The following is an 11,509-nucleotide window of genomic DNA, read 5'->3' on the forward strand; positions in this document are numbered from 1 at the left end:
GACTGTCCTGACCGCACCGGTTTTCTCGGACAAGGGTCCTTGAATCCGCCGGATCAGTCGCCCACACCCTGCCAACGTGCCGCCACGATCGGCGGCTACCCGGCCATCCGCCGCCGACGCGGCCGGAGGAGGTGAATCGCGGCGGCGGGTTTGCCGTACCGCACCCGGGACAGCCGCGCAACGCACGGACAGATCCGCGTCAACCGGAGGTTGCCATGAGTGGCCCCACGTTCACGCTCACGCGCCGCAGGCGGACGTGGTTCCGCGGCCGCACCGCCCTGGTCACGGGCGGTTCGCGGGGACTCGGGCTCCTCATCGCGCGCGAACTGGCCTCGCACGGCGCCCGCGTGGCCATTTGCGCCCGCGACAAGGACGAACTGGCCCGTGCCGCGGCGGACATCCGGCGCACGACCGGAAGCGAGGCCGCGACGTACGTCTGCGACCTCGCCGACCCGGACCAGGTGGACCGGCTCGTCGAGGCCGTCCGGGAGGACCTCGGAGGCGGTCTGGACGTCCTGGTCAACAACGCCGGCATCATCTCGGTCGCTCCGGTGGAGTCCGTCTCCCCCGAGCAGTTCGAGCAGGCCATGGCCGTGATGTTCCTGGGGCCGATGCGGCTCACCATGGCGCTGGTGCCCGACATGCGGGCCCGCGGCGACGGGCGGGTCGTCAACGTGACGTCCATCGGCGGGCGCATCGCCGCTCCGCACCTCCTTCCGTACGACTGCGCGAAGTTCGCCGCGGTCGGCTTCTCCGAGGGCCTGCGCGCCGAACTCGCGGGCTCCGGTGTCTCGGTGACCACGGTCGTCCCCGGTCTGATGCGCACCGGCTCGCACCGTGCCGCCCGCTTCGGCGGGCACCCGGAGCGGGAGTACGCCTGGTTCTCGGCCGCCGCGTCCCTGCCGCTGCTGTCCATGGACGCCGAGCGCGCCGCCCGGGCCATCGTCCGCGCCGCCGCCCGGCGTCGGGCGGAACTCGTGCTCACCCCGGCCGCCAAGGCCGCGGTGCTGGCCCACGGCATCGCCCCGGCAACGACCGTACGAGCCATGGCACTTGCCCAGCGCATGCTGCCCGACGTCCCGGCCGACGGCGAGGGCGCCGACGTCGGCACGGACGTCCCGGGCAACGTCGCCCGCGAGGCCGGAACCCCCACCTGGTCCCGCAAGGCCGCCGTCTTCGGAGAGCGAGCCGCGGCACACTTCAACGAGCCTGGCCCTCGGGCGACTTGACCGTCTCCGACGCGTCCTCGCTGCGGACTGCTTCGGACGGGTCCTTACGGCGGGGCATCAGCGTGGCGACGATCAGCAGGGCGAGCGTGCCGAGAGCGGCGGCGGCCAGGAACGCGTCGTGGTTGGCCGCCTCGTGCACCGCGGTGATCTTGTCGGGATCACCGCCCGTGCCGGCCAGTTCGGAACCGATGTTGCTGTACGCGATGGTCGCCACAACGGCCAGGCCCAGTGCGCCGCCCGCCTCCTGACTGGTGTTGATCAGACCGGCGCCGACGCCCGCCTCCTTGTCGGATACCCCGACGAACGCCGCGATTTGCAGCGTCACGAAGACCATGCCGCAGCCGAGTCCCAGCAGGATGAAGGGAGCAAGGAGGTCGGCCGCGTACCCGCCGCCCGCCGGAGCGCGCCACATCAACAGCAGACCGGCGATCGTCAGGCCGAGCCCCGTCATGACCACCGTGCGCGCCGCGATCCGGGTGACCAGCCCCGACGCGACGCCGGCCCCGACCGCGACCGAGACGGCCAGGGGCACGTACGCGAACCCGGCCTTCAACGGCGAGTAGCCGAACGCCTGTTGCATGAAGAGACTGGCGAAGAAGAACAGCGCACCGAAGGTGCCGAAGACCAGAACGGCCGAGATGTTGGCAACCCGCATGGTCTTGAGCCGGAAGATGCGCAGCGGCATGATCGGCGACGCGCTCCTCGACTCGATGGCCAGGAACGCCGCCAGCAGCACAACCACGCCCGCCAGCGACCCCAGCGTGCGGACGGTGGCCCAGCCGACGGTCGTCGCCTCGCCGAGCGTGAAGATCAGCAGGAGCAGGCCGGACGTCAGCGTCACGGCCCCGGGCGTGTCGAACCGGCCGCGTTCGGCCGCCCTGCTCTCCGGGAGGACGCGCGGCGCCAGCAGCGCGGCCCCGAGGCCGATCGGCACGTTGATCCAGAAGATCCATTCCCACCCCGGCCCGTCAGCGAGCACCCCGCCGAGGATCACCCCCGCGATCGAGGCGATGCCGGACAGTGAACCCCACACGCCGAGCGCCCTGTTGCGTTCCGGCCCCTCGGAGAAGGTGTTGGTGAGTATGGCCAGCGCGGCGGGTGTGATCAGCGCCGCGCCGAAGCCCTGGACGGCGCGCGACGCGATCAGCATCGTGCCGTTCTCCGCGAGCCCGGACACCAGGGACGCCAGCGCGAAGACCGCGAACCCGATCTGGATCAGCCTGCGGCGGCCGTACGTGTCGGCGAGCCGCCCGCCGAGCAGGAGGAACCCGCCGAGCACGGTCGCGTACGCGGTGACGATGTAGTTCAGGCTGACGTCGGACATGCCGAGGCCGCTCTGGATGGACGGTAGCGCCAGGTTCACGATGGACACGTCGGTGAAGACCATGAACTGGCCCATGCAGACGAACGCCAGGATGAGTCCGGGGCTGGGCCCGGAACCTCGTGCTGACCGGTTAGCAAGGGTGTCGGAGGCAGTCATCGCCGGATCTCCTCGGCTCGGGGACAACGGACGTCGAACGCGGTCCGCAACCGGATCACCGGGGGCGTGCCAGGAGGCACCGTCCGCCGATCACCGACCGCTGCCGCTACGACGCACGCGAGCCAAGAGATGTGACCGGTCCCCGCGATCGACCGAGGCGCCCGCTTGCTCGACCCGAGCGACGCACCCTGCCCCGCGCCGACCCTGCCCCCGGTCCCACGCGCAACTAGACTCGCGCCGCCATCGTTGGGCAAGGGGGCAATGTGCGGGTCCTGAACGGCCGATACGAACTGCTGGAGACTGTGGGACAAGGAGGCATGGGCCAGGTATGGCGCGGTCGCGACCGGGAGTTGGCGCGCATCGTGGGCGTCAAGACGCTTCCCGGTGAACTGTCGCGGCAGCCCGAGTTCCGCGAGCGCTTTCAGCGCGAGGCCAGGACGGTGGCGGCGCTGGCGCACCCCGGCATCACCGTCCTGCACGATTTCGGCCGCGATGACGACCCGGCCGATCCGGTGCCGTTCCTGGTCATGGAGTTCGTGGAGGGCCGTTCCCTGGCCGCACTCATCCGCTCCGGCCCGGTGCCGGTCGCGCAGGCCGTCGCGATCGCGCGTGACATCGCCGACGCACTCGCCCACAGCCATCGGGCGGGCATCGTGCACCGGGACATCAAGCCGTCCAACGTCATGCTCACCCCGACCGGGACCGTCAAAGTGCTCGACTTCGGGATCGCCCACCTGCTGGCGGACACGGTGCCGCGCCTGACCGCGACGGGACGGATCGTCGGGACGCCCGCGTACATGTCCCCGGAACAGGCCATGGGCGAGCCCGTGGACGGGCGAGCCGATCAGTACTCCGTCGGCTGTGTGCTCTTCGAGCTCCTCTGCGGCCGACCGCCGTTCACCGGCGACTCGGCCTTCTCCGTCCTCAACCAGCACCTCACCCGCCCGGCGTCCGCACCGTCGCGGCGGCGCGGCGACGTCCCGCCCGAGTTGGACGCGGTGGTCCTGAGACTGCTCGGCAAAGCGGCACACGAGCGCTATCCGACGATGGACGCGGTGAGCCAGGCGCTGGCCACGTACGCCGACGGCCGGTTGCCCCGGGAATCCCCGGGCCCGTCCACCCGTACGCTGCCGCGTCCGGTGCCCGCACCTCGGGGCATCGAGCCTGCCTCGTCGGCCCGTTCCGCGGAGACAGTAGTCAACCCACACGTCGGTGCGCCGCCGCGGCGCGTGACCGCCGTGGTCTCCGGCGTAGCGGCACTCATCGCCGCCCTTGCCGCCCTGACACCTTGGTGCTCACAGCAAGGGCTGGGACGTACGGACCACCCGTCACTGGCGGACGACCGGGTCCATGCCGGGATCGACAGTCATCTCGGGCAGGGCGTGCTCGGGGCTTCCGTGCTCGCCGCGGTGCTGTCGCTGGTGTTCATCCGCAGAGGCCACGCCGCCCTCATGGCCGGAGCGACGGCGCTTGCCGTCCTGGGCACCGTCGGGGCGGCCGTCACCGTCGTCGACCCGGCCGTCTTCTCCTGGGCGACTCTGGACGGTTGGAACGCCGGTGATTTCCAGGCGACCAGCAACGAGGTCCGCAAGACCAACCCGGCGGCTCAGCCGGGCGTGTACGTCGCCGCGGTGGGATGCGCCGTCGCCGCTGCGGCGGGGCTGCTCGCCTACCGCCGCGCGCGTGAAGGCCGGGCCGTCCGCGCGATTCCCGCCTACGGCAGCCCTGTGCGCATGGAAGGCGACTGACGGCAGACCGGAGAACCAGCGCGCCCAGGCGGCGTGTTCGCGGTGGCTGCGCAGCTCGGCAACGCCGCCGCCTGCCCCAGATGGGGAAGGCCAGATAGCCCACCCCCGCGTGGCGCCTGTACCTCACCGAGTGGTTCGATGTTCGCGCTAACATCAGTTTGCGATTTTCAGCATCCTGGGCCTACATGTTTGCGCTAACATGATGGCGTTATCGGAGAACGAGGGCCAAAGGGGACCCTGGGTGAGCGAGCAGGCAGGTGGCGACCGGGCAGGTCGCGCAGCGGCTTCGCCGCCGGAACGCCGCGCGTCGATGGCGGATGTCGCGGCGCTGGCCGGGGTGTCCGCCCAGACGGTCTCGCGGGTGGCCAACGGGGCTGCGCGGGTGGATCCGGAGACCGCCCGGCGCGTCATGCGGGCCATGCGTCAGGTGGGGTACCGCCCGAACAGTGCGGCCCGCACGTTGGCGACCGGGCGCAGCCGGATGCTCGGCGTCATCGGCTTCGACCTGAGCACGTACGGCAACGCCCGTGCGCTGGAGGCCGTCGTGGGCGCGGCGCAGGCGCGCGGCTACTCGGTCAATGTGGTGACCGCGCCCGCGCGCACCCGGGCCGCGGTGACCGAGGCGTTCGGGCAGCTGGCGCGGCACGACGTCGACGGCGTCATCGTCTTCCACGCGGAAGCGCTGGACGCGGCACCGGAGTTGCCCGGGGGCGTTCCGGTCGTCGTGGTCGACGGGGACGGCGGCTCGGACGGCGGCACCGTGCACGGCGTCCGGACCGACCACGCGGCCGGTGCCGCGCTGGCCGTCGAGCACCTGCTGAGCCTCGGGCACCGTACGGTCTTCCATCTCGCCGGACCGGCCGACTCGTTCCCCGCCCGGCACCGGTCCGAGGCGTGGATGCGCGTCCTCGCCGCGGCGGGGCGTCCGGTGCCGCCCGTCGTGTACGGCGACTGGAGTGCCGAGAGCGGCCACCGACTCGGCACGAGGCTAGCCGAAAACCCAACGGTGACAGCAGTGTTCGCGGCCAACGACCAGATGGCGCTGGGGCTGGTGCGCGCCCTCCGCGAGGCCGGACGAGGCGTGCCGGACGACGTGAGCGTGGTCGGTTTCGACGACATGCCCGAGGCTGCGTACTTCCACCCCCCGCTGACGACAATCGCCCAGGACTTCGGCGCGGTCGGCGAGCGGAGCGTACGACTGCTCCTGGATCTGCTCCACCAGGGCGGCTCCGACGCACCGGCCGACGGTCCCATCGAACCGCGCCTGATCGTCCGAGCCAGTACGGCGCCCCCGCCGGCGGACGACCGCGCCGACCGCTGACTGCTGACTGCTGACTGCTGACCCACACCCGACCCCGAGAAGGCCGAAGCATGCAACGCGTCTCCAAACGGCTCGCGGACGGCCGCGAGTTGGTGTACTTCTTCGACGACCGCGCGCCCGCCGAGGGCATACCCGACGACCGCCGCGAACTCGCCGCGCACCGGCCCGAGTCCGTGATCCGCCGGGACGCCCTGCGCGGCGACTGGGTCGTGGTGGCCACGCACCGGCAGGACCGCACCCACTTGCCCGCGCAGGACGAGTGCCCCTTGTGCCCGTCCGGCCCAGACCGGCTCACCGAGATACCCGGGCACGCGTACGACGTCGCCGTCTTCGAGAACCGCTTCCCTTCGCTCACCGAGGACGCCCCTGATCCCCGGGCACTTGACGGTGAAGACCGGCAGTTCGAGGTACGCCCCGGGCAAGGCCGTTGCGAGGTCGTCTGCTTCACCGGTGACCACGACGCGTCCTTCGCCGACCTTTCCCCCGCACGTGTGCGCACGGTCGTCGAGGCCTGGTGCGACCGTACTGCTGCGCTGTCCCGACTCCCGGGCGTCGAGCAGGTCTTCGTGTTCGAGAACCGCGGTGCCGAGATCGGGGTGACGCTCGCGCACCCGCACGGGCAGATCTTCGCGTACCCCTTCGTCACCCCGCGCACCGGACGGATGCTCGGCAACGTGCGGGAGCATCGGGCCCGTACCGGGCGCGACCTGTTCGCCGATCAGTTGTCCGCGGAACTGGCCGCCGGGACACGAATGGTCGCCCAAAGCGACCACTGGGCGGCGTTCGTCCCGGCCGCCGCGCGCTGGCCGTTCGAGGTCCACGTCTATCCGCTGCGACGCGTCCCCGACCTGCCCGCGCTGGACGCCGATGCCCGGGCGGACTTCGCCGCGCTGTACCTGGACGTCCTGCGGCGCCTCGACGGGGTGTTCGGCGTGCCGATGCCGTACATCGCGGCGTGGCACCAGGCCCCCGTCCGACAGGACCGCGAACTCGCCTGGCTTCACCTGGAGTTGTTCTCCACCCGCCGCGCACCCGGGAAGCTCAAGTATCTGGCGGGTTCCGAGTCGGGCATGGACGTCTTCATCAACGACATCGCCCCCGAGCACGCGGCCGGCCTGCTGCGCGGAGAAGGGAAGGCCGCGTGATGCGCGTTCTGGTGACCGGCGGTGCCGGATACGTGGGTTCGGTGACCTCGGCCCAGCTCGTGGCGGCCGGGCACGAAGTGACCGTGCTCGACGACCTGTCGACCGGACATCGCGACGCCGTGCCGGACGGCGCCCGCCTCGTGGTCGCCGATATCCGGTCGGCCGACACGATCCTCGCGGATGAACACCCCGACGCCGTCCTGCACTTCGCCGCCCGCTCCCTGGTCGGGGAGTCCGTCTCCGACCCCGCCGCGTACTGGCATGCCAACGTGGGCGGCACCCTCGCGCTGTTGGACGCCGTGCACGCCCACTCGGTACCCCGCTTCGTCTTCTCCTCCACCGCCGCCGTGTACGGCGACCCGGTCACGACCCCGATCGCCGAGACCGCCGAGACGCGGCCCACCAGCCCGTACGGCGCCTCGAAGCTCGCGGTCGACCACCTGATCGGCGGGTACGCGCACGCCTACGGCGTGGCGGCGGTCTCGCTGCGCTACTTCAACGTCGCGGGCGCCCACGCCGGGTTGGGCGAACGGCACGCGCACGAGACCCACTTGATCCCACTGGTCCTGGACACCGCCCTCGGCAGGCGCGACCACATCACGATCCACGGCACGGACTGGCCGACCCCTGACGGCACGTGCGTACGCGACTACATCCACGTCGGAGACCTCGCCCGGGCCCATCTCCTCGCGCTGGACGCGGCCGCTCCCGGACGCCACGAGATCTGCAACCTCGGCAACGGCCACGGCTTCTCGGTACGCGAAGTCATCGACGCCGCACGCCGGGTGACGGGCCGTCCGATCCCGGCCCGGAACGGTGAGCGGCGCTCCGGAGATCCGGCCGTACTCGTCGCCTCCGCGGACCGGGCCCGCGAGACTCTCGGCTGGCGTCCGGAACTCCCGGACCTGGACAGGATCATCGCCGACGCATGGGCGGTCCGTGCCGCCGCCGGGGCGCGGTCGTGAGCACCTTTGCCCAGGCGTACGGGCACGCTCCGGAACTCGCCTGGCGGGCCCCGGGCCGCATCAACGTGATCGGTGAACACACCGACTACAACGACGGGTTCGTCCTCCCGGCGGCGCTTCCGCAGACCGTGACCGCCCGCGTCGCGCGGCGCTCGGACGACCTGGTGCGGGTGTGCTCAGCGCAGGTCCCCGGGCCGCCCGTCGAGGTGCGGATCGACGCGATCGCCCCCGGGGCGGTGCCGGGTGCGGCGGCGTACGCGACGGGTGTCCTGGGCGAGCTGCGCGACCGGGGCATGGCCGTCACCGGCGTCGACATCCACCTCGACGGAGACGTCCCGCGCGGGGCGGGCCTTTCGTCGTCCGCGGCTCTGGAGTGCGCCGTCGCGGGCGCCCTCGACAGCCTGTGGGGCCTCGGACTGGACGCGCGGGCCCTCGTCGACGTGGCACGCCGTGCCGAGAACGTGTACGTCGGGGTACCGTGCGGTGTGATGGACCAGGCCGCCGCAGTGCTCTCCCGTGCCGGACACCTGCTGCTCCTCGACACCCGCGACATGACGACCCGTCACATACCCTTCGACCCCGCCGCGTTCGGGCTCGAACTCCTGGTCATCGACACTCGGGCGCCGCACCGGCTGGTCGACGGCGAGTACGCGCGCCGCCGCGAGCAGTGCGCCCGGGCGAGCGAACTCCTCGGCGTCGCCGCGCTGCGCGACGTGCAGCCCGACGAACTGCCGGGCGCGCTCCCGCGGCTCGAACCGGTCCTCGCCCGCCGTACACGACACGTCGTCACCGAGAACGCGCGCGTCCGAGGCACCGTCGCGCTGCTCGACGCGGGGGAGGACCCGCGACGCGTCGGGCCGCTGCTCACCGCCGCTCACCGCTCCCTCCGCGACGATTTCGAGGTGTCCTGCGCCGAATTGGACACCGCGGTCGCCTCCGCCTTGGCCGCCGGGGCGTACGGCGCCCGCATGATCGGCGGCGGCTTCGGCGGGTCCGCACTCGCCCTTGTGGACGCCGACCGCCGAGCGGCCGTCGTCGCCGCGGTACGCGCGGGCGCGGAGCAAGCGGCGCTGCCGGAACCGGCGTTCCTGACCGCACAGCCCTCCGCGGGCGCCGGAGCGTGCCCGTGCTGAGCATCGCGCGGCACCCCTTCGGCACGACCCCGGACGGCACGCCGGTGCACCGGTGGGTCCTCGAAGTACCGTGCGGCGTACGGTCGGAGATCCTGACGTACGGCGGCATCCTGCACCGCCACCGGATCCCCGACCGCGACGGCGTGCCGGACGACGTGGTCCTGTCACTGCCCTCGGTCGAGGAGTACGCGCAGGACACCGCCTACCTCGGCGCCCTCGTCGGGCGCTACGCCAACCGCATCGCCGACGCCCGCTTCCCCCTCGACGGCGTCGTCCATCACATCGAGCCCAACGAGGGCGCAAACACCCTGCACGGCGGACCGGACGGCTTCCACCGCCGGGTGTGGTCGGGCACGGGTTTCCGCGAGGCGCACCGAGTCGGCGTCGTCCTGCGACTCCACAGCCCCCACGGCGACATGGGCTTCCCCGGCAACCTCGACGTCGAAGTCACCTACACCCTCGACGCGTTCGGGACGTTGACCGTCACGTACCGCGCGACGACCGACCGCCCGACGGTCGTCAACCTCACCCAGCACGCGTACTGGAACCTGTCCGGGGCAGGACCGACGGCCGCACCCATCTCCGGCCACGAACTCACCGTCAACGCGGACGCGTTCCTCCCGGTCGCCGCAGACGGAATCCCGCTGGGCTTCGCCGAGCCCACCGCAGGCTCCCCGTTCGCCCTCGCCGGCCCTCTGGGCGATGCCCTCCGGTCCACCCACCCCCAGATCACCGGCGCAGGCGGCCTCGACCACTGCTTCGTCCTCCAAGGCGGCCGAGCCGCGGCTGTACGGCCCGCGGCCCACCTCTCCGACCCCGCCTCCGGCCGCGCACTCCAGGTGTGGACAACGGAACCCGGACTCCAGGTCTACACCGCCAACCACCTGGGCAAGCCGTTCAGTCCGCAGTCCGCCGTTTGCCTGGAGACCCAGAACTTCCCCGACGCCCCAAACCGGGCTGACCATCCCACACCGATCCTCCGCCCCGGCGATGAGTACCACTCGACAACCGAACATCGAATCGCGACCAGGGAGACGACCTTCACCGACGAGCGCTGATCCGCATCCCGAGGACCGGCGGCGCCGTGTCTCCTTCGTCCACCGCGCACCCGGCAGTCCCGCAACATGACACGCTCGGCGTCCTCGACACCCGGCGGCGTACGACTCGACGCACCGTGAAGAGCTGGATATGACACAGCCGCCGGGTTGGGCTGCGGTGGTCCTGTTCCCCGTGCCCTGTGGGACAACGTGCGCCGGCGGTCGACCGGTTCGGCGGTTCGGGGCGGTGGGCAGCCTGCCAGGGCAGTTGGACCGCGAACGATTCCGGACGGCTTTCCAGATTGGGCGGTAAGCGCGCCGACCGGGTCGGCGCGCGCGGTGGCTGTGCTACTGTGGCGCGTCGGTTGGATTCAGCACGAGAAGAGTGGGAGGTGAGTTGATGTCTGTCGTAGAGGCCGCTGCCGTGTGCGCCGCCCGGATCATCCTCGCTTCCCGGGCTCTGGTCTGACCTGCACACCCGCTGCGTTCGCCAGTCCGTTCGACTGGGGGCTGTGCGTGGGTTCGCATTCAGCAACAGAGTCCTGATAGCCGAGGCTGTGCTTCCAGCCTCCGCGTTCCGGGGTCGGGGTTCCTGATTCTCGAGTCCTGATCTCCGATTCCCGAGGTTCGGATCACCGGGTCCCGTCGTGCCGTCGGCCACCGCCTTTCGCCCGCCTCGCTCGCCTGCCTGCCCACGCACTCGCGCACACGCTTGCTCGTGTGCTTGGTCGTGCGCTCGCTTGCGCGCCGCGGGCCGGGTGGTGGTGCGTACGACCGCGCCTGTCCCCCGCTCCGGGGTGCCCGCACCCAACGGCCCTTCTCTGTCATCGAATTCGAGCACCACGACAACATCACTGCTCACCCGAACGGATTTTCCACAGATGACCAAGTGGACCACCCGACCCGAGACGTCGGCCGATATCGCCGCCATCCGCGACGTGATCCTTGCGGCCTTCGACACGCCGTACGAGGCCGGCATCGTCGACGCGCTCCGGGCCGACACCGCCTGGATCGACGGCCTGTCCATCGTCACCACCGACGAGAACGACAGGGTCATCGGCCACGCGCTGCTCACCCGCTGCCACATCGGCGACACCCCGGCCTTGTGCCTGGCTCCGTGCTCCGTACTCCCGGAGTACCAGAACAGCGGCGCCGGCTCGGCGGCCATCCGTACCGCCCTCGACACCGCCAAGGACATGGGCGAGTACTTCGTGACCGTCCTCGGACACCCCCCGTACTACCCGAGGTTCGGCTTCACCCGGGCGTCCCTGCACGGCATCGGGCTGACCATCGAGGTCCCCGACGACGCGCTGATGGCGATGACGCTCGACGCGAACCACCCGCTGCCCAGCGGCACCATCCGCTACGCGGCCCCGTTCGGGATCTGAGACCCAGACCCCACAACCGGGAGCACCGCCCCTCGGCGGGTTCGCACACAAATGCGCGCCCGG

At 71.6% G+C, this 11,509-nt stretch carries 9 protein-coding genes; 8 read left to right on the top strand and 1 reads right to left on the bottom strand.

All coding sequences use genetic code 11. The annotated features are described in order from the left end of the window. The first annotated feature begins 215 nt into the window (after positions 1-215). Positions 216-1,229 carry an SDR family NAD(P)-dependent oxidoreductase gene (locus tag ACRX5S_RS35525; protein ID WP_436777352.1) on the top strand — a complete coding sequence of 338 codons (1,014 nt, stop codon included), beginning with the start codon at positions 216-218 and terminating at the stop codon, positions 1,227-1,229. On the opposite strand, the gene ACRX5S_RS35530 is transcribed toward ACRX5S_RS35525, so the two are convergent. Further along, the gene (locus ACRX5S_RS35530) at positions 1,201-2,709 is read right to left on the bottom strand and encodes an MFS transporter (RefSeq protein WP_436777353.1); all 1,509 of its coding nucleotides are present in this window, start codon (positions 2,707-2,709) and stop codon (positions 1,201-1,203) included. The genes ACRX5S_RS35525 and ACRX5S_RS35530 overlap by 29 nt on opposite strands. 263 nt (positions 2,710-2,972) lie before the next feature. Between ACRX5S_RS35530 and ACRX5S_RS35535 the strand changes: the two genes are divergently transcribed. The 7 genes from ACRX5S_RS35535 (at position 2,973) to ACRX5S_RS35565 (ending at position 11,446) form a co-directional block, all read left to right on the top strand. Next, on the top strand, positions 2,973-4,457 hold the full coding sequence (locus ACRX5S_RS35535; protein ID WP_436777354.1) for a serine/threonine-protein kinase: 1,485 nt from the start codon (positions 2,973-2,975) through the stop codon (positions 4,455-4,457). Between the two features lie 310 nt (positions 4,458-4,767). Next, positions 4,768-5,778 (top strand): LacI family DNA-binding transcriptional regulator, encoded by a 1,011-nt coding sequence (locus tag ACRX5S_RS35540; RefSeq protein WP_436777440.1) that lies wholly within the window; start codon positions 4,768-4,770, stop codon positions 5,776-5,778. 50 nt (positions 5,779-5,828) lie between these two features. Then, positions 5,829-6,923 (top strand): galactose-1-phosphate uridylyltransferase, encoded by a 1,095-nt coding sequence (gene galT, locus ACRX5S_RS35545; RefSeq protein ID WP_436777355.1) that lies wholly within the window; start codon positions 5,829-5,831, stop codon positions 6,921-6,923. Further along, positions 6,923-7,888, top strand: a complete 966-nt coding sequence (gene galE / locus ACRX5S_RS35550; RefSeq protein WP_436777441.1) for a UDP-glucose 4-epimerase GalE — start codon at positions 6,923-6,925, stop codon at positions 7,886-7,888. Before galT ends, galE begins: the two co-directional genes overlap by 1 nt. Beyond that, the gene (galK, locus tag ACRX5S_RS35555) at positions 7,852-9,021 is read left to right on the top strand and encodes a galactokinase (RefSeq protein ID WP_436777356.1); all 1,170 of its coding nucleotides are present in this window, start codon (positions 7,852-7,854) and stop codon (positions 9,019-9,021) included. Before galE ends, galK begins: the two co-directional genes overlap by 37 nt. Further along, entirely contained in the window at positions 9,015-10,079 is a 1,065-nt protein-coding gene (locus tag ACRX5S_RS35560; RefSeq protein WP_436777357.1) for an aldose epimerase family protein, read from the top strand. Before galK ends, ACRX5S_RS35560 begins: the two co-directional genes overlap by 7 nt. Positions 10,080-10,939: 860 nt before the next feature. Continuing rightward, complete coding sequence (locus tag ACRX5S_RS35565) at positions 10,940-11,446, top strand: GNAT family N-acetyltransferase (RefSeq protein ID WP_436777358.1); 507 nt, start codon at positions 10,940-10,942, stop codon at positions 11,444-11,446. Positions 11,447-11,509: the final 63 nt, after the last annotated feature.

It is taken from the genome of Yinghuangia sp. YIM S09857, from assembly GCF_051388915.1.
Taxonomy (GTDB): Bacteria; Actinomycetota; Actinomycetes; order Streptomycetales; family Streptomycetaceae; genus Yinghuangia.

Excerpts from the sequence above, each read along its gene's own strand:
- ACRX5S_RS35540 (WP_436777440.1), top strand. The coding sequence starts at position 4,768 with ATGGCGGATGTCGCGGCGCTGGCCGGGGTGTCCGCCCAGACGGTCTCG.
- ACRX5S_RS35525 (WP_436777352.1), top strand. The coding sequence starts at position 216 with ATGAGTGGCCCCACGTTCACGCTCACGCGCCGCAGGCGGACGTGGTTC.
- galK (WP_436777356.1), top strand. The coding sequence starts at position 7,852 with ATGGGCGGTCCGTGCCGCCGCCGGGGCGCGGTCGTGAGCACCTTTGCC.
- galT (WP_436777355.1), top strand. The coding sequence starts at position 5,829 with ATGCAACGCGTCTCCAAACGGCTCGCGGACGGCCGCGAGTTGGTGTAC.
- ACRX5S_RS35565 (WP_436777358.1), top strand. The coding sequence starts at position 10,940 with ATGACCAAGTGGACCACCCGACCCGAGACGTCGGCCGATATCGCCGCC.
- galE (WP_436777441.1), top strand. The coding sequence starts at position 6,923 with ATGCGCGTTCTGGTGACCGGCGGTGCCGGATACGTGGGTTCGGTGACC.
- ACRX5S_RS35530 (WP_436777353.1), bottom strand. The coding sequence starts at position 2,709 with ATGACTGCCTCCGACACCCTTGCTAACCGGTCAGCACGAGGTTCCGGG.